This window comes from Streptomyces sp. NPDC050703 (assembly GCF_040654435.1).
Taxonomy (GTDB): domain Bacteria; phylum Actinomycetota; class Actinomycetes; order Streptomycetales; family Streptomycetaceae; genus Streptomyces.
The window spans coordinates 25,859-46,976 of the sequence record NZ_JBFAHX010000014.1; the positions used below are offsets into that span (position 1 = coordinate 25,859).

General features: G+C 72.8%; 19 protein-coding genes. 12 read left to right on the top strand and 7 right to left on the bottom strand.

Annotated features, from left to right (window positions below; genetic code table 11):
* The first annotated feature begins 65 nt into the window (after positions 1-65).
* Positions 66-659 carry a GNAT family N-acetyltransferase gene (locus AB0I16_RS15530; protein ID WP_363249896.1) on the top strand — a complete coding sequence of 198 codons (594 nt, stop codon included), beginning with the start codon at positions 66-68 and terminating at the stop codon, positions 657-659.
* Between the two features lie 147 nt (positions 660-806).
* Here the strand turns inward: AB0I16_RS15530 and AB0I16_RS15535 are convergent, their stop codons facing one another.
* Together AB0I16_RS15535 and AB0I16_RS15540 are read right to left on the bottom strand one after the other, a co-directional pair.
* A complete protein-coding gene (locus AB0I16_RS15535; protein ID WP_363249897.1) occupies positions 807-1,643 on the bottom strand; it encodes a siderophore-interacting protein in 837 nt (278 codons plus the stop codon).
* Positions 1,644-1,694: 51 nt separating this feature from the next.
* Positions 1,695-2,633, bottom strand: coding sequence for a 5'-3' exonuclease (locus AB0I16_RS15540; protein WP_363250021.1), 939 nt, complete (start codon positions 2,631-2,633; stop codon positions 1,695-1,697).
* Positions 2,634-2,901: 268 nt separating this feature from the next.
* On the opposite strand from AB0I16_RS15540, the gene AB0I16_RS15545 reads away from it, so the two are divergent.
* The 5 genes from AB0I16_RS15545 (at position 2,902) to AB0I16_RS15565 (ending at position 9,261) form a co-directional block, all read left to right on the top strand.
* Positions 2,902-4,023, top strand: coding sequence for a glycine betaine/L-proline ABC transporter ATP-binding protein (locus AB0I16_RS15545; RefSeq protein WP_363249898.1), 1,122 nt, complete (start codon positions 2,902-2,904; stop codon positions 4,021-4,023).
* Positions 4,016-6,625: an ABC transporter permease/substrate binding protein gene (locus tag AB0I16_RS15550; protein ID WP_363249899.1), complete on the top strand. Its 2,610-nt coding sequence runs from the start codon at positions 4,016-4,018 to the stop codon at positions 6,623-6,625. Before AB0I16_RS15545 ends, AB0I16_RS15550 begins: the two co-directional genes overlap by 8 nt.
* A 153-nt stretch (positions 6,626-6,778) precedes the next feature.
* Positions 6,779-7,774 carry a hypothetical protein gene (locus tag AB0I16_RS15555; RefSeq protein ID WP_363249900.1) on the top strand — a complete coding sequence of 332 codons (996 nt, stop codon included), beginning with the start codon at positions 6,779-6,781 and terminating at the stop codon, positions 7,772-7,774.
* Between the two features lie 151 nt (positions 7,775-7,925).
* The gene (locus AB0I16_RS15560; protein WP_062780067.1) at positions 7,926-8,501 is read left to right on the top strand and encodes a helix-turn-helix transcriptional regulator; all 576 of its coding nucleotides are present in this window, start codon (positions 7,926-7,928) and stop codon (positions 8,499-8,501) included.
* A 1-nt stretch (position 8,502) separates the two neighbouring features.
* Positions 8,503-9,261 (top strand): helical backbone metal receptor, encoded by a 759-nt coding sequence (locus tag AB0I16_RS15565; protein ID WP_363249901.1) that lies wholly within the window; start codon positions 8,503-8,505, stop codon positions 9,259-9,261.
* Here AB0I16_RS15565 and AB0I16_RS15570 read toward each other — a convergent pair.
* Complete coding sequence (locus AB0I16_RS15570; protein WP_363250022.1) at positions 9,206-10,225, bottom strand: TDT family transporter; 1,020 nt, start codon at positions 10,223-10,225, stop codon at positions 9,206-9,208. The genes AB0I16_RS15565 and AB0I16_RS15570 overlap by 56 nt on opposite strands.
* Before the next feature lie 193 nt (positions 10,226-10,418).
* On the opposite strand from AB0I16_RS15570, the gene AB0I16_RS15575 reads away from it, so the two are divergent.
* Positions 10,419-11,384: a LysR family transcriptional regulator gene (locus AB0I16_RS15575; RefSeq protein WP_363249902.1), complete on the top strand. Its 966-nt coding sequence runs from the start codon at positions 10,419-10,421 to the stop codon at positions 11,382-11,384.
* An 8-nt stretch (positions 11,385-11,392) separates the two neighbouring features.
* On the opposite strand, the gene AB0I16_RS15580 is transcribed toward AB0I16_RS15575, so the two are convergent.
* Positions 11,393-11,851, bottom strand: a complete 459-nt coding sequence (locus AB0I16_RS15580; RefSeq protein WP_363249903.1) for a DNA-binding protein — start codon at positions 11,849-11,851, stop codon at positions 11,393-11,395.
* A gap of 165 nt (positions 11,852-12,016) precedes the next feature.
* Between AB0I16_RS15580 and AB0I16_RS15585 the strand changes: the two genes are divergently transcribed.
* Positions 12,017-12,967: an aminoglycoside phosphotransferase family protein gene (locus AB0I16_RS15585; RefSeq protein WP_363249904.1), complete on the top strand. Its 951-nt coding sequence runs from the start codon at positions 12,017-12,019 to the stop codon at positions 12,965-12,967.
* On the opposite strand, the gene AB0I16_RS15590 is transcribed toward AB0I16_RS15585, so the two are convergent.
* The 3 genes from AB0I16_RS15590 to AB0I16_RS15600 all read right to left on the bottom strand — a co-directional run bounded on the left by AB0I16_RS15590 (position 12,951) and on the right by AB0I16_RS15600 (position 16,119).
* Complete coding sequence (locus tag AB0I16_RS15590) at positions 12,951-13,634, bottom strand: gamma-glutamyl-gamma-aminobutyrate hydrolase family protein (RefSeq protein ID WP_363249905.1); 684 nt, start codon at positions 13,632-13,634, stop codon at positions 12,951-12,953. The two genes, AB0I16_RS15585 and AB0I16_RS15590, sit on opposite strands and share 17 nt — an antisense overlap.
* Positions 13,635-13,683: 49 nt before the next feature.
* Positions 13,684-15,144 (bottom strand): ethanolamine permease, encoded by a 1,461-nt coding sequence (gene eat / locus AB0I16_RS15595; RefSeq protein WP_363249906.1) that lies wholly within the window; start codon positions 15,142-15,144, stop codon positions 13,684-13,686.
* Positions 15,145-15,327: 183 nt separating this feature from the next.
* The gene (locus AB0I16_RS15600; protein WP_363249907.1) at positions 15,328-16,119 is read right to left on the bottom strand and encodes an FCD domain-containing protein; all 792 of its coding nucleotides are present in this window, start codon (positions 16,117-16,119) and stop codon (positions 15,328-15,330) included.
* A gap of 75 nt (positions 16,120-16,194) precedes the next feature.
* On the opposite strand from AB0I16_RS15600, the gene AB0I16_RS15605 reads away from it, so the two are divergent.
* The 4 genes from AB0I16_RS15605 (at position 16,195) to AB0I16_RS15620 (ending at position 21,095) form a co-directional block, all read left to right on the top strand.
* Positions 16,195-17,568 carry a glutamine synthetase family protein gene (locus tag AB0I16_RS15605; RefSeq protein WP_363249908.1) on the top strand — a complete coding sequence of 458 codons (1,374 nt, stop codon included), beginning with the start codon at positions 16,195-16,197 and terminating at the stop codon, positions 17,566-17,568.
* A gap of 14 nt (positions 17,569-17,582) precedes the next feature.
* Positions 17,583-18,944 (top strand): aldehyde dehydrogenase family protein, encoded by a 1,362-nt coding sequence (locus AB0I16_RS15610; protein WP_363249909.1) that lies wholly within the window; start codon positions 17,583-17,585, stop codon positions 18,942-18,944.
* A 5-nt stretch (positions 18,945-18,949) separates the two neighbouring features.
* On the top strand, positions 18,950-19,732 hold the full coding sequence (locus tag AB0I16_RS15615) for a 3-oxoacyl-ACP reductase (protein WP_363249910.1): 783 nt from the start codon (positions 18,950-18,952) through the stop codon (positions 19,730-19,732).
* 64 nt (positions 19,733-19,796) lie between these two features.
* On the top strand, positions 19,797-21,095 hold the full coding sequence (locus tag AB0I16_RS15620) for a haloacid dehalogenase-like hydrolase (RefSeq protein ID WP_363249911.1): 1,299 nt from the start codon (positions 19,797-19,799) through the stop codon (positions 21,093-21,095).
* Positions 21,096-21,118 lie beyond the last annotated feature (23 nt).

A 21,118-nucleotide genomic window follows, 5' to 3' on the forward strand; every position in this document is an offset into this window, starting at 1 on the left:
CCGCGCTGGTGCCCCGCGGCGGAAAATCACTGCCCTCCTCCCGGCGCCGCTGCCACGATGGGGCCATGCCCTCCAAGATCCTCGACGTGGCCGCCCCCGGCACCCTCGCCCACCGGGAGCAGCCGGTGCTCCCCGTCCCCGGCGGACTCGTCCTCCGCCCGTGGCGGCTCACGGACGCACCCTCGGTGTACGACGCCTTCCAGGACCCGGTGCTGCAGCGCTGGCACGCGCGCGTGGCCGACTCCGAGAGCGAGGCGCGCGGCTGGATCGAGGAGTGGCGCGCGGCCTGGGCGGGGGAGCGGGACGCGCACTGGGCGATCGCCGACGCGGAGACGGACGTCCTGGCCGGCAGGATCGCCCTGCGGCTGATCGTCCTCGCCGACGGCCAGGCGGAGATCGCGTACTGGACGGTGCCGGCGGCCCGCGGCCGGGGCGTCGCCCCGAGGGCCGTGGAGACCCTCTCCCGCTGGGCCTTCGACGAGGTGGGCCTGCACCGCCTGGAACTGACCCACGCGACGGCCAACGAGGCGTCCTGCCGGGTGGCCGAGAAGTCCGGCTTCACGGCGGAGGGCACCAAGCGGAGCGCGGTCCTGCACGAGGACGGCTGGCACGACATGCACCTGCACGCCCGGATCGCGGGGCCGGGCGCGGAGGGCTGACGACGGCGGGGCCGTGCCGCGTCGTGCCCGGGGGCCGGCCCGTACCCGGGTGGCGTGGGCGCCCCCCCCGCACGGGTGCCTCGTACGCCAGGAGGCGGTCACCCCGGGGTGGGGTGGCCGCCTCCCTCCGCCGAGGTCCGCGCGGCGTTACGCCGTCTTCTCCTGCTCCGCCTCCACCTGGGCGTTCCACTCCCGCTTCGAGGCCTGCCAGCCGTCCTCGTCGTGGCCGAGGCGCCAGTAGCCGGAGATCGAGAGGTTCTCGCGGGGGATCTCGCGCTCCACGCGGAGATAGCGGCGGAGTTCCTTCACGAAGCCCGCCTCGCCGTGGACGAAGGCGTGCGGGGTGCCTTCGGGGAACTCCAGGGAGCGCACCGCCTCGACCAGGGCCCGGCCGACCGGGCGGCCCGCGCGGTGGAGCCAGACGACCGGGACGTGCGTCTCGATCTTCTGCTCCTCCTCGGGGCCCTCGACCTCGACGAAGACGTGCGCGGTCGCGCCCGCGGGCAGTGCCTCGGCCGCGGCGGCGATCGCGGGCAGGGCGCTCTCGTCGCCGGCGAGCAAATGCCAGGCCGCGTCGGCCCCGGGCGCGTAGGCGCCGCCGGGGCCGAGGAAGCGGATCGTGTCGCCGGGTGCGGCGTCGCGCGCCCACGGGCCCGCGAGGCCCTCGTCGCCGTGGACCACGAAGTCGACCGTCAGCTCACGGGCCTCGGGGTCCCAGCGGCGCACCGTGTACGTACGGGTCACGGGCCACTGGTCGCGCGGGAACTCCTCGCGGACGCGCTGCATGTCGAACGGCTCGGGATAGGTGACGCCCTCGGCGTCGAAGAGCAGCTTCACGTAGTGGTCGGTGCAGTCGCCCGCCGTGAACCCGGCGAGGCCGTCACCGCCGAGGACGACGCGCTGCATGTGCGGGGTCAGCCGCTCGGAGCGCACGACGCGCCCGACGTGAGCCTTCGGTGCTTTGCGTGCCGGACGTTCTGCCATGGCGACGGCCTCCCCTTCAACAGCTACTTAGGTTTACCTAAGCTAACACCCTCAGCTGTGGAGCGTGCTGACCAGGCGCTGGAGCGAGCCACCCAGGTTCCACTGCTCCGCCAGCGCGTCGAGCGAGGCCGGGTCGCGCGGTTCACGGGGGAGCGCCACGTCGACCTCGGGCAGCGGCACGTCGTCGGCGACCCGGACGACCTTCGGCGCGACCGCCACGTACGCCCGCGACTCGTCGAGCCGCTTGCGCTGCGACGGCGTCAGCTTCGACTTCGGGTCGTCGACCGCGGCCATGATCCCGGCCAGGTCGCCGAAGGCGTCCAGGAGCTTCGCGGCCGTCTTCTCGCCGATGCCGGGGACGCCGGGCAGTCCGTCGCTCGGGTCGCCGCGGAGCAGGGCGAGGTCGACGTAGCCGGAGCCGTCCACGCCGTACTTCTCGCGCAGCCACGCCTCGTCCGTGAGCTGGAGGGTGCCGACGCCCTTGAGGGGATAGAGGACGCGGATGCCCCGCTCGTCGTCCACGAGCTGGTAGAGGTCGCGGTCGCCGGTGACGATGTCGACCGGGCCCGTCGCGCGGGCGGTGAAGGTGCCGATCACGTCGTCCGCCTCGTACGCCGCCACGCCGACGCGCGCGATGCCCAGCGCGTCGAGGACGTCCTCGATCACCGGCACCTGGGGCGCGAGCGTGTCGGGGACCACCTCGGCGTCCGGGCCCTGCTCCGCCTCCTCGGCGACGCGGTGCGCCTTGTACGAGGGGATGAGCCGGACGCGCCAGTCCGGGCGCCAGTCCGCGTCCATGCACGCGACCAGGTCGTCGGGGCGGTGGTCCTGGACGAGGCGGGCGATGAAGTCGAGGAGCCCGCGCACCGCGTTGACCGGGGTGCCGTCCGGGGCCTTCACGGATTCCGGCACGCCGAAGTACGCCCGGAAGTACAGGGAGGCTGTGTCGAGCAGCATGAGGCGTCGTGTTCGCTGAGTCACGTTGCGCATCATGCCGCACGCCACCGACAGCCGCCCGGAGGGCGTGGGCGGGGCAGGAAACGACCGTTGCGCATGGCGGTTCCACGTGCCGAGAGCGCAACGGATGTGAGCCGGGTCACTCTTTGGTTTGGCCTGAACCAGTATGGGCAGGCGCGCAGCCGGAGCGGGGCCGGTCGCACTTTCAACTTTTCGATCGGGTAAGTGGCCCGAAGCCATCACGCTCCACGGCCCGCCGGCGGGGGAGGCGGGCCGTCTTGGTTCAACCCGAGAGGTGTATGTGTCCAGGCTGCAGGCCGAGCGCTTGTACAAGGTGTTCGGCAGACGACCCGATGACGCGGTGGAGAAACTCCGCCACGGAGCCGACCGAGAGGAACTGCGCGCCGACGGCACCACCGCCGCCGTGATCGACGCCTCCTTCGAGGTCGAGCCGGGCCAGATCTTCGTCGTCATGGGTCTCTCCGGGTCCGGCAAGTCCACGTTGCTGCGCATGCTCAACGGGCTGTCGGAGCCGACGGCCGGCCACGTCCGCTTCGACGGCCAGGACCTCACCGAGCTGAGCGCGCGCGAGATGCGCGAGGTGCGCTCCAAGAAGATCAGCATGGTCTTCCAGCACTTCGCGCTCTTCCCGCACCGCAGCGTCCTGGAGAACGCCGGATACGGCCTCGAAGTGCAGGGTGTCCCGCGCGCCGAGCGCGAGAAGCGCGCCACCGAGGCACTGGAGCTCGCCGGCCTCAAGGGCTGGGAGAAGTCCTGGCCCGACGAGCTGTCCGGCGGCATGCAGCAGCGCGTGGGCCTGGCCCGCGCGCTCGCCACCGACGCCGACCTGCTCCTCATGGACGAGTCGTTCAGCGCCCTCGACCCGCTGATCCGCCGCGACATGCAGGACCAGCTCCTGGTGCTGCAGAAGCGGCTGAAGAAGACCATCGTCTTCATCACCCACGACCTGAACGAGGCCATGCGCCTGGGCGACCAGATCGCCGTCATGCGCGACGGCCGCATCGTCCAGATCGGCACCTCCGAGGACATCCTGGTCACCCCGGCCAACGAGTACGTCGCCTCCTTCACGCAGGACGTCGACCGCTCCCGGGTCCTCACGGCGGGCGCCATCATGGCCGACCCCGACGACGGCTTCGCGCGCGCCGACGCGCCCGCGACGGTCACCGAGAACACCCCCATCATCGAGCTGTTCACGCCCTGCTCCACCAGTGAGGTGCCGGTGGCCGTGACCGACGAGGACGGCACGCTCGTCGGGGTCGTGCCGCGCGCCAGGCTGCTCGCCGTGCTCGGCGAGCCGATGGAGTCGGAGACCGGGTCGGAGCCGCAGGACGCCTCCCCGGCCGCCATACCGGCCAGGGAAGACGACGGCAAGAGCGTGGGCAAGGTGAGCAGCGGTGCCTAGGATTCCCTTCGGCGACTGGGTCAATGACTCGGTCGAGTGGCTCAGAACCCACATGGACTGGCTGTTCGACTTCGTCAAGACCCTCTTCCAGAACATGTGGGACGGCGTCTACGACGTCCTCTCCGCCCCCGAGCCGCTGCTGATGGCGGGCATCCTCGCCGTCGTCGCCTTCTGGCTGCGCGGCCTGGTCGGCGGCGTCCTGTCCTTCGCGGGCTTCGCGTTCATCGTCTCCCTCGAACTGTGGGACAACGCGATGATGACGCTGTCCCTGGTGCTCGTCTCGACCTTCGTGGCGCTGGTCGTCGCCGTGCCCGTGGGCATCTGGGCGGCGCGCTCCAAGACGGTCAGCGGCATCGTCAGGCCCGTCCTCGACTTCATGCAGACGCTGCCCGCGATGATCTACCTCATCCCGGCGCTGCTGTTCTTCCGGATGGGCGCCCCCGCGGGCATCGTCGCCACGATCGTCTTCGCGCTCGCCCCCGGCGTCCGCATGACCGAGCTGGGCATCCGCCAGGTCGACAAGGAGCTGGTCGAGGCCGCCGACGCGTTCGGCACCACGCCCCGCAACACGCTCTTCCGCGTCCAGCTGCCGCTCGCGCTGCCGACGATCATGGCCGGTGTCAACCAGGTCATCATGCTCGGCCTCTCCATGGCGGCCCTGACCGGCATGGTCGGCACCCCGGGCCTGGGCGCCGACGTCAACGCGGCCATCGGCCAGCTCGACGTCGGTCTCGGCGCCGAGGCGGGCGTCTCCATCGTGATCCTCGCCATCTACCTGGACCGCGTCACCAGCGGCCTGGGCGGACAGGTCTCCCCGCTCGGCCGCCGCGCGCTCGCCAAGCTGCGGGCCGCGCAGGGCCTGAACCTGTGGAACTACCGCCCCCGGCCCGTCGTCGCGGCGGTGGGCGTCGTCGTCCTCGCGCTCGTCGCGGGCGGCATGGGCATCTTCAGCGGTGACAAGACCGAGCCCGTGGCCGACTCCGAGAACGTCGGCCAGGGCAAGGAAGTCAACATCGGCTACATCAACTGGGACGAGGGCATCGCCTCCACCTTCCTCTGGAAGGAGATCCTGGAGCAGCGCGGCTACAAGGTGAACGCCAGCCTCCTCGACGCGGGGCCGCTCTACACCTCGCTCGCCCAGGGCGACGTCGACTTCCAGACGGACGCGTGGCTGCCGACGACGCACGCCACGTACATGAAGAAGTACGGCGACAAGCTGGAGGACCTCGGCTCCTGGTACGACCAAACGTCCCTGGAGCTGACCGTCCCCGCCTACATGAAGGACGTCGACTCGCTCGCCGACCTCAAGGGCAAGGGCGACAAGTTCAAGGGCAAGATCATCGGCATTGAGCCGAGCGCCGGTGAGATGCAGCTCCTGAAGAGCAAGATCCTCAAGGAGTACGGCCTCGACAAGGAGTACGAGGTCGTCGACGGCTCCACCACCGCGATGCTGTCCGAGCTGAAGGCGGCTTACGCGAAGAAGGAACCGATCGTCGTCCCGCTCTGGTCGCCGCACTGGGCGTACAACGACTTCGACCTGAAGAAGCTCAAGGACCCGAAGGGTGCCTGGGGCAAGGGCGACGGCGTGCACACGCTGGCGCGCAAGGGCTTCTCGGAGGAGAACCCGCGGGTCGCCGAGTGGCTGAAGAACTTCACGATGGACGAGAAGCAGCTCACCAGCCTTGAGGCGGAGATCAACAAGGCCGGCAAGGGCAAGCAGCAGGACGCCGTCCGCACCTGGCTGAAGAAGAACCCGAAGGTCGTCGACGAGCTGGCCCCGCTGCCGGAGAACACCGGCGGCGAGGAGAAGAAGCGCCCGCTGAAGGCCGCGTACTTCGCCTGGGACGAGAACATCGCCGTCACCAACCTGTGGAAGCGCGTCCTGGAGAAGCGCGGCTACGAGATGGAGCTGACGCCGGCCGACGTGGGCCCCGCCTACACCGGTCTCGCGCAGGGCGACATCGACCTCAACCTCGACGCCTGGCTGCCCACCGCCCAGAAGTCGTACTGGGACAAGAACAAGGCGAACCTCAAGGACCTCGGTTCCTGGTACAGCCCGACCTCCCTTGAGGTCGCCGTCCCGTCCTACGTCAAGGACGTGAAGTCGCTCGCCGACCTCAAGGGCAAGGGCGACAAGTTCAAGGGCAAGATCATCGGCATCGAGCCGGGCACCGGCGTGATGCAGGCGCTCAAGGACAAGGTCCTGCCCGGCTACGGCCTGGAGGGCGAGTACGAGATCGCCGCGGGCTCCACCCCGGCGATGCTCACCGAGCTGAAGGCCGCGTACGCCAAGAAGGAGCCGATCGCGGTCCTGCTCTGGTCGCCGCACTGGGCCTACAGCGAGTACGACCTCACCAAGCTGAAGGACCCCAAGGGCGGCTTCGGCAAGGGCAACACGATCCGGTCGCTCTCCAGCAAGGACTTCCCGAACCAGTACCCGCAGCTCACGAAGTGGCTCAAGGACTTCAAGATGAGCGAGAAGGAACTGGCGAGCCTGGAGAACGAGATCAACAAGGCGGGCAAGAACAACGAGCCCGAGGCCGTCGACGCCTGGCTGAAGAAGAACCCGGGCTTCGAGGAGAAGATGACCTCCGCGAAGTAGGCCACCGGTCGCACCCCCGAGGGGTGGGCATCGCCCCTGTGGCGAAGCCCACCCCTCTCGGCGTTCCCGTGGGCCGCCCCGGTGCCTAATGTCGACAAGGCTGGCCCCATCAGGACAGAACCACCGAACAGAACCACCGAACGTGAGACCGTCGTGACCGCTCGGCAGCCGAGGACGGCCCGCCTCCCCATCGCCGCCGCCCTCGCCCTGGCCGCCTCCCTGCTCGTCGCGCAGCTCGCGCGGGCCGACGCCGACCCCGCCTCCCCGGGCACCGCCCGCCTCGCCGCGCTCGCCGAGGACGTCACCGCCGCCGACGGACACCGCTACGACGCGCGGGACCACACCGGGCGCACCATGGACGCCGCGCAGATCGAGCAGGCCCAGGACGGCAGCTACCTCGCCGTCTACCACACGCTCCTGGCCGACGGCCGCTTCCACGCGGCCGTCGCCACCTCCACCGACCTGCGCCACTGGCGGCGCCGCCACGACTTCGGCCCCGGCACCCACCAGGCATCCCTGGCCCACGACGGCCGGGGCGGCTACGTCCTCGCCGTCGAGAGGGACCCGCGCAACCACATCGCCGTACGCTCGTACGAGGACGCCGCGGCGCTGCTCACCGGCCGCGCCCGGCGGTCCTTCGACGCGCCGCTCACCCTGTCGCGCTGCGCCGAGGGCACCCCCGGCATCACCGCCGTGCGCGGCGCGACCGTCCACCTCACCGGGCACTACCGCGCGGGCTGCGACACCGACCGCCAGCTGACGGCCACGCTCACCGGCTTCCGCCACTGGCACGCCGAGCCCGACCGGCGGCTCGACCGGGCCGTGCGGTCCCGCGGCAACAGCGGCAACATCGGGGACCGCGCGCCGGTGGAGCTCGGCGGGCGGCGGGTGGTCCTCGTCGAGGGGCAGGGGCGGCGCGGGGACTTCGGGAGCTGGGCCACGTACGCCTACGATCCCCCGAGTGGACGCGCCGACCGCCTGGACATCCGCACCCACGGCGGCAGCCGCGCCTTCGCCAACCCCTCCGCCACCCTGCTGACCGGCCCGCGGGGCGAACCGGCTCTCCTCATGAGCGTGTTCGTGCCGAGTGAGGGTGCCGCCCCCGGCGAGTCAGGACAGCTGCTCTACTGGCGCCGGCTCGGGAAGTAGGGTCGGCGCGCGGAGTTTTTCCGTACCCGCGGCGGACGGCCGGGAACGGGCGGTCCCGGCAACCGGGCAGAACCGTCCGGCGAACATGCGTAGGGTGCAGACAACCCCTCAGGGTTGAGAGTGGACCGATGCGCTGAAGGGAGCCGAGGCGATGGACGAGCACAAGGAGACCCTCCGGGTGGGCTCGGCCGTGCGGCGGCGCCGCAGGCAGCTCGAACTCACCCTCGCCGTCGTCGCCGAGCGCAGCGGCCTCTCGGTGCCGTTCCTCAGCCAGATCGAGAACGAACGCGCCCGGCCCAGCATGCGCTCCCTGCAACGGGTCGCCGACGCCCTGTGCACCACCGACGTGGAACTCCTCGCCGCCGCCGACCCCGCCCGCACCGTGGAGGTCGTGCGCGCCCACGACGACACGGACCTGGACCACTCCACACCCGAGGCGCGCGTACGGGAACTGGCGCGCGGCCACCACCAGCTGCACGCCCTGGAATTCATCGGCGACCACGACGAGGGCCGCGAATTCCAGCACCGCAACGACGAGTTGATGTACGTCATCGAGGGTGCCGTCGAGATGGAGGCGGAGGGCCGCGCCCACCGGCTCGGACGCGGCGACTCCCTGTTCCTCACCGGCGGTGTGCGCCACCGGTGGCGGGCCACCGTGCCGGACACCCGGGTCCTGGTGGTCGCCGTCGGGGACCACATCGAGGCGGTGGACGACGGGGGGCGCTGACGTGCCGCGCCGCTCGCCGCGGGTGGTCTCCCTGGTGCCCTCGCTGACCGAGGCGGTGGCCGTCACCGTGCCCGGGGCGCTGTTCGGGGCGACCGACTGGTGCACGCACCCGGCGGGCCTCGGGGTCGCCCGCGTGGGCGGCACGAAGAACCCGGACGTGCCCCGGATCGCGGCCCTCGCCCCCGACCTGGTGATCGCCAACGAGGAGGAGAACCGCGCCCCCGACCTGGCGGCGCTGCGGGCAGCGGGCGTCGAGGTCCTGGTGACCGAGGTACGGACGCTGCCGCAGGCCCTCACGGAGCTGGAGCGGGTCCTCGCGGCCTGCGGCGCGGCACGCCCCCGCTGGCTCGACGACGCGGAGGCCGCGTGGCGGGCACTCCCGCCCCCGGCGGCCCGGCTGAGGGCGGCCGTCCCCATCTGGCGGCGGCCCTGGATGGTCCTCGGCCGCGACACGTTCGCGGGCGACGTCCTGGCGCGCCTGGGCGTCGACAACGCGTACGCCGCTCATGCCGAGCGCTACCCCAGGGTGGGGGTCGAGGAGCTGCGGAGCCCCGGCCCGGACCTGCTGGTGCTGCCCGACGAGCCGTACCGCTTCACGCCCGACGACGGTCCCGAGGCGTTCCCCGACGCCCCCGCGATCGCCCTGGTCAGCGGCAGGCACCTCACCTGGTACGGGCCCTCGCTCGCGGAGGCGCCCGCGGTGCTCAGCGCGGCGCTGCGAGCAGCGAGCCGTCGAGGACGCCCCGCACGGTGTGCGTGAGGGCCACCGCACAGGCGGCGGCCAGGGCGGCGAAGAGGGCGGTCGCGAGCCACTCGTAGGCGGCGAGCCCCGTGTGCCGGGCGAGGCCCTCGGCGCCCGTCACGCAGGTGCCCACGGGGAAGGTGAACGCCCACCAGGTCATCGCGAAGCCCATGCCGTCCCGCCGGGCGCGCAGCACCATGGCCGCCGCGAGGGCCAGCCAGAGCAGGGCGAAGCCCAGGACGGGCACTCCGTAGAGCACGGCGAAGACGAGGAAGCCGCGGTCGAGCGGGGCGGGCAGGACGCCGGGCGCGACGTCCGCGAACCTGCCGGCGGCGGTCGTCGACTGCCCCAGGGGGCCGAGCACCAGGAAGAGCGTGGGGGTGAGGGCGGTCGGCAGCGGGCCCGCGGTCACCAGGCGGGCGAAGATCACCGGCAGCATCACCAGGGTGGCGAGCAGACTCAGGCCGAACATCCCGCAGCAGGCGTACAGGAGCGTCTGCTGTGCCTGGCCCGCGGGCAGGTGCGGGACGAGCGCCGGGCCGGTGGCGGCCGACACCATCGGCGCGACGACGGGCAGCAGCCAGACCGGCGACGCCTGGTCGGCGGTGATGCGGTGCCTGACCACCATCAGATACGGGACGGCGACGGCCGCGGCGAGACCGACGGCCGTGCCGAGGGTGAACAGGACGGCGTCGAGCGCGAGGGCCGCGCCGGCGCCCGTCCAGTCCTCGCCCACGGCGGGGGCGCCCGCGCCGACCGCGAGCAGGGCCATCGACAGACAGCCGTAGAACGGTGCCACGGCCGGGTCGAGGAGGTGGGCGCGGGCCTGGTCGCGGTGGCGCGCCCAGTGCGCGGCACGGGCGGTGAGCAGGACGACGAGCATCACCAGCGCCAGCGCCCAGACGGCCGTGCAGGCGGTGCGCAGCCCCGTGAACCGGTGCGGCAGGGCGGCGCCCGCGGTGGCGACGACGGCGGTGCCCATGACGCACGCGTACCAGTTCGGCCCGAGATGGCGGACGCCCGGCGGACGGGTGGCGGCCCCGGGGAGCCGGCTCGTGGCGGTGCCGTGCGACGCGGTCCGGGACGGGGGAAGGGCGGTGACCATGGCTCCACCCTCGTACGGGGCTCGGGACGTCACCAGGAGTCACCTTCCTATGAGCACATAAGCTGGCTTTATGAGCTCGACCCCCGTACCGCCGTCCCGCCCCTTCGACCCCGCCTCGTCGGCGGCCTCGCTCGCCCACCGGGTCCCCGACCTCGGGGCGCTCCAGCTCCTGCTCGCCGTGGCGCGGCTCGGCAGCCTCGGGCGGGCCGCGCGGGAGCTCGGCATCACCCAGCCCGCCGCGAGCAGCAGGGTCCGCGCCATGGAGCGGCAGCTCGGCGTGGCCCTCGTCGACCGGTCGCCGCGCGGCTCCCGCCTCACCGGCGCGGGGGCCCTGGTGACCGACTGGGCGGGGCGGATCGTGGAGGCCGCGGAGGCGTTCGACGCGGGGGCGCAGGCGCTGCGCGACCGGCGTGACTCGCGGCTCAGGGTGGCGGCGAGCATGACCATCGCCGAGTATCTGCTGCCGGGCTGGCTCATCGCCCTGCGCACCCAGCGGCCCGACACGGCGGTGTCGCTGCTCGCGGGCAACTCCGCGGCCGTGGCGTCCCGGCTGCTCGCGGGCGAGGCGGACCTCGGCTTCGTCGAGGGGCTGACCGTGCCGGGCGGCCTCGACGAGGTGGTCGTCGCGCACGACCGCCTGGTGGTGGTGACCGCGCCTTCGCATCCGTGGGCGCGCCGCGCCGAGCCGCTCGACCCCGCCGAGCTCGCCGCCACGCCCCTGATCCTCCGCGAGGAGGGCTCAGGCACCCGCCAGGTGCTCGACGCGGCGCTCGGCGGCCTCGCCCGCCCGCTGATCGAACTCTCCTCCACCACGGCGGTCAAGGCGTCGGCGGTCAGTGGCGCGGGCCCCTCGGTCCTGAGCGAGCTCGCGGTGGGCGAGGAGCTGGCGGCCCGCCGCCTGGTGGAGATCCCCCTGCGGGACATGCGCCTGCGCAGGGAGCTGCGGGCCGTCTGGCCGACGGGGCACCGCCCCGCGGGCCCGGGGCGCGACCTGCTGTCACTGACGCGCGGCGGGACCGGCACGCGCGGGGCGTGAGGCGGCGGCTACCCCTCCGCCCGCTCGTCCGCGTCCGTGCGGGAGGCCAGCCGCTCATACCGCTGCCGGGCGGCCTGCGGCGTGCCGAGGCCGAGCCCGAAGGCGATCTCCGGCCAGGTCATGCCGCGTCCCCGCGCCATCTGGAGCAGCCCGGTCTCCAGCTCGTCCAGCTCGCCGCGGACCAGCGGCAGCAGCGTCAGCGCCGCCGTGATGTCGGCGTGGTCCACCTCCGGCTCACCGTCCGTCAGCCGCGCGGCACCGCTGAGCAGGAACGACACCAGCCGCACCGCTTCGTGCGGGCCGAGGACCGCGGGGTGGACCTGCCGGCGCCGCTGCTCGTCGTCGGCGGCGTGCCGTTCGGCCACGCGCGTCAGCGCCGCGAACACGCGCTGGGCGCGGGCCTGCTCCGGGTGAGGGGCGGTGAAGGGGTCGGCGGCACCGGCGGGCCGCTCGGGGGTCGCTGTCATGGGACCCAGCATGAACTCGAACACGGAACAGTGTCAACCATGCGTTGTGAACACTTTATTTGCGGCGGTGTCTGGTGACAAGTGCCTGGTGACAGATGCCTGGTGACAGACGCCTGGTGACAAATGCCTGGCGGCAGGAGCCGCCCGCGCGTCAGCATGGACCGCATGCATCCCCTCGCACCCCCGGCCACCGGCGTCCGCACCCCCTGGCACCAGCTCCCCGCCTCCGTGCGGGGCGCGCTGGAGGCCGGGCTCGGCGCCGCCGTCGTGGACGCGGTGACGCAGCACGGCGGGTTCTCGCCGGGGGCCGCCGCGCGCGTGCGGCTCGCGGACGGGCGGCGCGCCTTCGTCAAGGCCGTCAGCGCCGAGACCAACCCGGCGAGCCCCCGCATGCACCGCGCCGAGGCCCGCTGCTCCGCCGCCCTGCCGGACGCCGTGCCCGCGCCCCGCCTCCTCACCTCGTACGACGACGGCACCTGGGTCGCGCTCGCCTTCGAGGACATCGAGGGGCACCAGCCGCGGGTGCCCTGGCACGACGAGGAGTTCGGGCGCGTGCTCGACGCCGTGGACGCCCTCGGCCGCGTCCTGACGCCCGCGCCCTTCGACGCCCCGTCCGTCACCGGGGCGAGAGCCGGACACTTCCGGGCCTGGCCCAAGCTGATCGAGGCGGGCGCCGAGGACGACGACAGGATCGACCCCTGGGTCCGCGCCAACCTCGGGACCCTGGCCGAACTGGCGGAGCCCTGGGCCGAGCACGCCGCGGGGGAGACCCTCGTCCACGGCGACCTCCGCGCCGACAACATGCTGCTCACCGCCGACGGCCGGGTCGTCTTCGTCGACTGGCCGCACGCCGTGCGCGGCGCCCCCTGGCTCGACCTGCTGATCATGCTGCCGTGCGTGCGCGCCCAGGGCGGCCCCGACCCCGAGGCCGTCTTCACCGCGCGGCCCGCGGGACGGGCCGCCGACCCCGAGGGCGTCACCGCCGTGCTCGCCGCCCTCGCCGGATACTTCGTGCGGCAGGCCTCGCTGCCGGGGCCGCCGGGGCTGCCGACCCTGCGCGCGTTCCAGGGCGCCCAGGGCGCGGCCGCCGTCGCCTGGCTCAGGAAGCGGCTCTGACCAGGGCCTCCATGACCCGCGTGTCGTCCCCCATCTCCGGGTGCCACTGGACGCCGAGCGCCCACGCGGGACCGGGGAGTTCGATGGCTTCGGGGGTGCCGTCGTCCGAGTGGGCCGAGACGACGAGGTCCCTGCCGAGACGGTCCACCGCCTGGTGGTGGTAGGTCGGGACGCCCGTGGCGGCCTCGGGGGCGATCGACGCGTAGAGCGTGCCCATGACCGGCTTGACCGCGTGCGTGCCGAACGCGCCCACCTTCTCCGAGTGTCCTTCCAGGTGCTGCACCAGCGTCCCGCCCAGCGCCACGTTCAGGAGCTGCATGCCCCGGCAGATGCCGAGCAGGGGCGTCCCCGAGCCCAGCGCCGCGTCGATGAGGGCGAGTTCCCACGCGTCCCGCCGGTGCGCGGGCGGGCCCGTGCGGTCCTCGCGCACGGCGCCGTAGCGCGCGGGGTCGACGTCGGGGCCGCCCGCGATCACCAGACCGTCGAGCCGGGCGACGGCCGCCGCGGCGTGCTCGGGGCCGTCCGGCGGCAGCATCGCGGCGAGGCCGCCCGCCGACTGCACGAGAAGCGGGTACCCGGCGGGCAGCAGGGCCGCGGGCAGCTCCCACACGCCCCAGCTCGCTCTCTGCTCCCAGTACGTGCTGATGCCGATCAGTGGCCTGTTCACCGCGTCGCCTCTCCTCGGGTCGGTGCCGTTCCGCGGGTCCGCGCGGCGGTCAGTCGCGCGTCAGCTCCGCCTCGGCCGCCGCCAGCGCCGCGAACTCCTCCTCCGGGGCCCGCGCCACCAGGTGCCTGCGGCTGTAGAGGCCGAAGTAGGCGATCGCGACCACGTACACGCCGAGCGCGATGAACGCCGCCACCACGTCCACCAGGAACGTGGCGACCAGCGCCGCGCAGGCGAGGACGAGGGCGACGGAGGAGGTCAGGATGCCACCGGGGGTGCGGTAGGGGCGCGCGAGGTCCGGCTCGCGGCGGCGCAGGACGATGTGCGAGAGCGACATCAGGGCGTAGCTGATGGTGGCGCCGAACACCGCGACGTTCAGCATCCGGGCCCCGTCCCCGGTGCCCGCCGCGAGCCCGAAGCCGATCGCGCCGGGGACGAGCAGGCCGAGGTAGGGGGCCTTGCGGCTGCTGGTGAGGGAGAGGAAGCGGGGCAGGTAGCCGGCCCGGGAGAGCGCGAAGAGCTGGCGGGAGCCCGCGTAGATGAGGGAGAAGAAGGAGGCCACCAGGCCCGCGAGCCCCGCGTAATTGATGACGCGGCTCAGACCCGTCGCCCTGCCGTCCGGCTGCAACGCCTCGACCAGCGGGTTGCCTGCCGACTGGATGGCCGCGGAGCCGCGCGCCCCCGCCGAGGCGAAGAAGGTCACCAGGGCGAGGAGGACCAGGATGCACAGCGACCAGCGGATCGCCCTCGGCAGCGTGCGCGCCGGGTCCTTGGTCTCCTCGGCGGCCAGCGGCACCCCCTCGACCCCGAGGAAGAACCACATGCCGAACGGGAACGCCGCCCAGATGCCGAGCAGCCCCAGCGGCAGCCACGAGTTGGCGCCGAAGGCGTCCGTGTCCACGGGGATGTCGTCGAGGCGGGAGGCGTCGAAGTCCATGAACGCGCCGACCGCGAAGACGAGCAGCGCCACCACGGCGATGCCGGTCACGACGAAGCTGAACCGCAGCGCCTCGCCGACGCCCCAGAGGTGGATGCCGATGAAGACGGCGAAGCAGGCGAGGTAGACCGGCCAGCCCGAGGTCAGCCCGAAGAGGCCGAGCGACTCCACGTAGTCGCCGATGAAGATGGAGATCGCGGCGGGCGCCAGGATGTACTCGATGAGGATGGCCGTGCCCGTCAGGAAGCCGCCCAGGGGGCCGAGCGCCCGGCGCGCGAAGCCGTAGCCGCCGCCGGCCGTGGGCAGCACGGAGGAGAGCTCGGCCAGCGCGAAGACCATGCAGGCGTACATCACGCCCATCAGCGCCATGGCGATGCCGAGACCGCCGAAGCCCCCTTCCGCGAGGCCCGAGTTCCAGCCGGAGTAGTCGCCGGAGACGACGTAGGCGACGCCGAGGCCGGTGAGCAGCACCCAGCCCGCGTTGCCCCGGCGGAGCGTCCTGCGCTCCAGATAGTCGTCCGCCGGTTCGGCGGGGCGTGGTTCGGCGGGGCTCGGTCCGGAGGACTCCACGGTCATGGCACGGCTCCTAGCGGCGACGGCACTGCGGCGGGCGACTAATGGAACGGAGCCATACCTTTGCGGTCCCCGGTGGCCGATGGCAAGACCCGTGCGCCACCAGGTCGTCGACGCCCGCGCGGTACGCCTGCCGGGCGCGCCCGCGCTCCCGCTCCGTCCGGCGGCCCGGCGGCCCGGCGGCCCTCAGGTCAAGAATCCCCGCAGCAGCGCCGCCGTACCCGCGCAGTGCTCGCGCATCATCTCCCGCGCCCCGTCCGCGTCCCCGTCGAGCACCGCCTCGACGAGCGCGGTGTGCTGGCGCTGGGAGTGCTCCAGGTTCCGCACGAGCAGCGGGATGCAGTCGAGGAGGTCGTTCACGGTCGCCCGCACCGCCGCGTACTGCGCGGTCAGCGTCGGCGACCCGCACAGCTCGGCGAGCGTCAGGTGCAGCAGGGTGTCCCGGCGGCGGTACTCCGCGAGCGGCGCGTCGTGCGTGCGCGCCAGCGCGTCCCGCAGCCGGCCCGCCCGCCCCGCGTCGAGGCCGTGCGCCGCACAGAGCCCGGCCGCGCCCACTTCGAGCACCTCGCGGAAGCGCAGCGCGTCCTCGACGTCCACGTCCGCGACCCTGCGGCGCAGCTCGTCCTCGCCCGCCGCCTCGGGGCGCCGGCGCACGAAGGTGCCGCCGTACCGCCCGCGCCGCGACTCGACGAGGCCCTGGTCCTGCAGCACCTTCAGGACCTCGCGGAGCGTGACGCGGCTGATGCCGAGGCGGTCGGCGAGCTCCCGCTCCGACGGCAGCCGCTCGCCGCCGGGCACCAGACCGAGGCGTACGACCTGGAGGATCTGCTCCAGGGCCTCCTCGAAGCCGTTGCCCGCGCGCACCGGACGCAGCACCGGGGTCAGCCGGTCGTCGTCCCGCGCGCCCGGCGCACTCCACGCGTCCCGCCCGCCGCGGGCGCCCCCCGCGGACGGGATGCCCTCTTCCGTGTGCGACATGCCCGTACCCCCTTCCCAAGCAAAGGTTCTCCGCAATACCTTATGGCCCTCGGCTGACCCAAGGAGGCTCTTCCCGTGGCAGACCGCACACCCCCGCTCGCCGTCGAGGAGCTCAGGGCCCTCGTCGCGGGCGGCGAGATCGACACTGTCGTCCTGGCCTTCCCCGATATGCAGGGTCGCCTCCAGGGCAAGCGGTTCGCCGCCCGCTTCTTCCTCGACGAGGTCCTCGAACACGGCACGGAGGGCTGCAACTACCTCCTCGCCGTCGACCCGGAGATGAACACCGTCGACGGATACGCGATGTCCTCCTGGGACCGCGGCTACGGCGACTTCGCCCTGCACGCCGACCCCGCCACCCTGCGGCGCGTCCCCTGGAACGAGGGCACCGCGATGCTCGTCGCGGACCTCGCCTGGAACGACGGCTCACCCGTGGTCGCCGCGCCCCGGCAGATCCTGCGCCGCCAGCTCGACCGCCTCGCCGGACTCGGCCTCAGCGCCCACGTGGGCACGGAGCTGGAGTTCATCGTCTTCAAGGACACCTACGAGCAGGCGTGGGACGCCGGGTACCAGGGCCTGACCCCCGCCAACCAGTACAACATCGACTACTCGGTCCTCGGCACGGGACGCGTCGAACCCCTCCTGCGCCGCATCCGCAACGAGATGGCGGCGGCCGGACTCGTCGTCGAGTCCGCCAAGGGCGAGTGCAACCCCGGCCAGCACGAGATCGTGTTCCGCTACGACGAAGCCCTCGTCACCTGCGACCAGCACGCCATATACAAGACCGGAGCCAAGGAGATCGCGGCCCAGGAGGGCGTCTCGCTCACCTTCATGGCCAAGTTCAACGAGCGCGAGGGCAACTCCTGCCACATCCACCTCTCGCTCCAGGACGCCGAGGGCAACAACGCCATGGCCGGGCCCCCGGACGCCCCCGGGGGAGGCATGTCGCCCCTCATGCGGCACTTCCTCGCGGGCCAGCTCGCCGCGCTGCGCGACTTCTCCCTGCTCTACGCGCCCCACATCAACTCCTACAAGCGGTTCAGGCCGGGCTCCTTCGCGCCCACCGCCGTCGCCTGGGGCCAGGACAACCGCACCTGCGCCCTGCGCGTCGTCGGCCACGGCCGCTCCCTGCGCTTCGAGAACCGGCTGCCCGGCGGCGACGTGAACCCCTACCTCGCGGTCGCCGGCCTCGTCGCGGCCGGCCTCCACGGCGTGGAGCAGAAGCTCGAACTGCCCGAGGAGTGCACGGGCAACGCCTACTCCGGCGAGTACGCGCACGTCCCCACCACGCTGCGCGAGGCCGCCGAACTCTGGGACAACAGCCCCATCGCGAAGGCCGCCTTCGGCGACGAGGTCGTCGCGCACTACCGCAACATGGCCCGGGTCGAGCTGGACGCCTTCGACTCCGCGGTGACCGACTGGGAGCTCCGCCGCTCCTTCGAACGCATGTGAGAGGTGAGGACACCTTGCTGCAGGTACTCGATCCGGCGACCGAAGAGGTCGTCGCGACCGTCCCCGCCGCCACCGCGCAGGACGTCGACGCCGCCGTCGCCCGTGCCGCGCGGGCCCAGGAGCGGTGGGCCGCGGCGGCCCCCGCCGACCGTGCCAGGCTCCTGCGCCGCTTCGCCGTCCGGGTCGACGACCACCTGGAGGAACTGGCGCGCCTGGAGGTGCGCGAGGCCGGTCACCTCATCGGCAACGCCCGCTGGGAGGCCGGCAACGTCCGCGACCTCCTCGACTTCTCCGCCGGGGGAGCCGAGCGGCTGAGCGGCCGGCAGATCCCCGTGCCCGGCGGCCTGAACGTCACCGTCCTCGAACCCCTCGGCGTCGTCGGCGTCATCGCCCCGTGGAACTTCCCGATGCCCATCGCCGCGTGGGGCACGGCCCCCGCCCTCGCGGCGGGCAACGCGGTGCTCCTCAAACCGGCCGAGACGACCCCGCTCACCGCGCTCCGCCTCGCCGAACTCGCCCTGGAGGCGGGTCTTCCCGAAGGGCTCTTCCAGGTCCTGCCCGGCGAGGGCGGCGTCGCGGGCGCGGCGCTCGTCGAACACCCCGGCGTCGCCAAGATCGTGTTCACCGGCTCCACCCGCGTCGGCAAGCAGATCATGGCCAGGTGCGCCGACCGGGTGAAGCGGCTGACCCTCGAACTCGGCGGCAAGAGCCCGAACATCGTCTTCGCCGACGCCGACGTGGAGGCGGCGGCCCTCGCCACCCCCATGTCGTACCTGGACAACTCCGGCCAGGACTGCTGTGCCCGCACCCGCGTCCTGGTGCAGCGCTCGGTGTACGACCGCTTCGTGGACCTGGTGGCGCCCGCGGTCGAGTCCGTCGTCGTGGGCGATCCGTCCGACGAGAAGACCCAGATGGGCCCGCTGATCTCCCGGGCCCAGCTCGACCGCGTCCGGTCCTACGTCACCCCCGGCGACGGCATCCACGGCACGGCCCCCGAGGGCCCCGGCTTCTGGTTCCCGCCGACGCTGCTCACCGACGTCGACCCGGCGGCCCCGGTCGCCACGGAGGAGGTCTTCGGCCCCGTCGCCGTCGTCCTCCCCTTCGACGACGAGGCCGACGCCGTACGGCTGGCCAACGCCACCGACTACGGCCTCTCCGGCTCCCTGTGGACCCGTGACGTGGGCCGCGCGCTCCGCGTCTCACAGGCCGTCAGGGCGGGGAACCTGTCCGTCAATTCGCACTCCAGCGTCCGCTACTGGACCCCCTTCGGCGGCTACAAGCAGTCCGGTCTCGGCCGGGAACTCGGCCCGGACGCCCTGCACGCCTTCACGGAGACCAAGAACGTCTTCATCAGTTCCGAGAGCACGGAGGCCTGAGCCACATGACCGACCAGACCGTCTGCCGCCGCCTGGTGGGCCGCACCGCCGTCGTCACGGGAGCCGGCAGCGGCATCGGGCTCGCCACGGCGCGCCGCCTCGCCTCCGAGGGCGCCCACGTCGTCTGCGGCGACATCGACGAGGCCGCGGGCAAGAAGGCCGCCGAGGAGACCGGCGGGCTCTTCGTCCAGGTCGACGTCACCGACGCCGAGCAGGTCGACGCCCTCTTCGAGGCGGCCTTCGCCACCTACGGTTCCGTCGACGTCGCCTTCAACAACGCGGGCATCTCACCGCCCGACGACGACTCCATCCTCGACACCGGCCTCGAAGCCTGGAAGCGCGTCCAGGAGGTCAACCTCACCTCGGTCTACCTGTGCTGCAAGGCCGCCATCCCCTACATGCGCCGCCAGGGCAAGGGCTCCATCATCAACACCGCCTCGTTCGTGGCGCGGATGGGGGCCGCGACCTCGCAGATCTCCTACACCGCGTCCAAGGGCGGCGTCCTCGCCATGTCGCGTGAACTCGGCGTGCAGTTCGCCCGCGAGGGCATCCGCGTCAACGCGCTCTGCCCGGGGCCGGTCAACACCCCGCTGCTCCAGGAGCTGTTCGCCAAGGACCCCGAGCGGGCCGCGCGCCGCCTCGTGCACATCCCGGTGGGCCGCTTCGCCGAGGCCGAGGAACTCGCCGCCGCCGTGGCCTTCCTCGCCAGCGACGACTCCTCGTTCGTCAACGCCACCGACTTCCTCGTGGACGGCGGCATCTCGGGGGCGTACGTGACACCGCTGTAGCCGGGGACACGGCGCGAGCCCGGCACATCGTCGCCCGCGGAAGACTGATGTACGGTCCACTCACATGCGTACCAGACACCTTGTGGCGCTGACGCTCGCCACGGCCGCCACCCTGGCGGCCGTGCCCGCAGCCTCCTCCGCGGCCGCCGCCACGCCCGCGAACTCCCGTACCGCCGCCGCGCACTGCCCGCAGCTCTCGAAGAAGCTGAGGTGGCACGGTGACAACCGCGCCACGCTCCAGCGGATGATCGACGAGCGCGGGCGCTGCGCGAACCCGCGCGTCGGACACGGCGGGAAGCGCCCGGTCGCCGCCTTCGACTGGGACAACACCATCACCAAGAACGACGTGACCGACGCGACCATCGCCTGGTCGCTGCGGCACGACAAGATCCTGCGCCCCAAGAGCTGGAAGTCCACCAGCAAGTGGCTGACCGACGCCGCCGACCGCGCGCTCACCCGGGCCTGCGGCACGAAGGTCCCCGTCGGCGCGCCGCTGCCCACCTCCACCGACACCGACTGCGCGGACGAGATCTTCGAGGTCCGCGAGGACGGGAGGACGATGAGCGGCGCCGCCGCCTTCGCCGGGACATGGGACCACCGCCACACCGTCCCGCAGTACGCCTGGGTACCGCAGATCTTCGCGGGGCACACCGTCCCCGAACTGGAGTCGTACGCCGCGAAGGCCCGCAAGGAGGCGCTCGCCGCCCCCGTCGGCGCCACCCAGACCGTCGGCACCCACGAGATCCCCGGCTACGTGCGCTACTACGACCAGCAGCGCGACCTCATCCGCACCCTCAAGAAGGCCGGGTTCGACGTCTACATCGTCTCGGCGGGCTCCGAGCCGGTCACCGAGGTCTGGTCGAGGAGCGTGGGCATCGACCGCGCCCACACCGTCGCCATCCGCTCCGTCCTGGACCGCGAGGGCCGCATCACGACCTGGAACCAGGGCTGCGGGGGAGTGCCCGTCAACAAGGGCGAGGCCATCCCGTACATCGACGGCAAGCGGTGCTGGATCAACCAGGAGATCTACGGCGTCGAGGGCGAGGCGGCCTGGCAGAAGCAGGACCGCGCCCACCGCATCGCGCTCGGCGGCGGTGACGCCGACACCGACGTGACCTTCGTCGGCGACGCCACCGGCGCGCACCTCGTGCTCAACCGCAACAAGACCGAGTTCATGTGCCGCGCGTACGACAACGCCGACGGCCGCTGGGTCGTGAACCCGATGTTCATCGAGCCGCTGCCGCGCAAGTCCGGCGCCTACCCGTGCTCGACCGCCGCGTACAACCGGCACGACGGCGCCAAGGGCCCGGTCCTGCGCGCCGACGGCTCGGTCGTGCCCGACCAGCGGGACTCGGTGTACTGACCTCCGCGGCACGGCCTAAAGTG

Bases quoted from the DNA above. Each gene is read 5' to 3' on its own strand.
- AB0I16_RS15580 (WP_363249903.1), bottom strand. From the start codon at position 11,851: ATGACAGCGACCCCCGAGCGGCCCGCCGGTGCCGCCGACCCCTTCACC.
- AB0I16_RS15615 (WP_363249910.1), top strand. From the start codon at position 18,950: ATGACCGACCAGACCGTCTGCCGCCGCCTGGTGGGCCGCACCGCCGTC.
- AB0I16_RS15540 (WP_363250021.1), bottom strand. From the start codon at position 2,633: ATGCGCAACGTGACTCAGCGAACACGACGCCTCATGCTGCTCGACACA.
- AB0I16_RS15620 (WP_363249911.1), top strand. From the start codon at position 19,797: ATGCGTACCAGACACCTTGTGGCGCTGACGCTCGCCACGGCCGCCACC.
- AB0I16_RS15560 (WP_062780067.1), top strand. From the start codon at position 7,926: ATGGACGAGCACAAGGAGACCCTCCGGGTGGGCTCGGCCGTGCGGCGG.
- AB0I16_RS15585 (WP_363249904.1), top strand. From the start codon at position 12,017: ATGCATCCCCTCGCACCCCCGGCCACCGGCGTCCGCACCCCCTGGCAC.
- AB0I16_RS15600 (WP_363249907.1), bottom strand. From the start codon at position 16,119: ATGTCGCACACGGAAGAGGGCATCCCGTCCGCGGGGGGCGCCCGCGGC.
- AB0I16_RS15535 (WP_363249897.1), bottom strand. From the start codon at position 1,643: ATGGCAGAACGTCCGGCACGCAAAGCACCGAAGGCTCACGTCGGGCGC.
- AB0I16_RS15530 (WP_363249896.1), top strand. From the start codon at position 66: ATGCCCTCCAAGATCCTCGACGTGGCCGCCCCCGGCACCCTCGCCCAC.
- AB0I16_RS15575 (WP_363249902.1), top strand. From the start codon at position 10,419: ATGAGCTCGACCCCCGTACCGCCGTCCCGCCCCTTCGACCCCGCCTCG.
- eat (WP_363249906.1), bottom strand. From the start codon at position 15,144: ATGACCGTGGAGTCCTCCGGACCGAGCCCCGCCGAACCACGCCCCGCC.
- AB0I16_RS15570 (WP_363250022.1), bottom strand. From the start codon at position 10,225: ATGGGCACCGCCGTCGTCGCCACCGCGGGCGCCGCCCTGCCGCACCGG.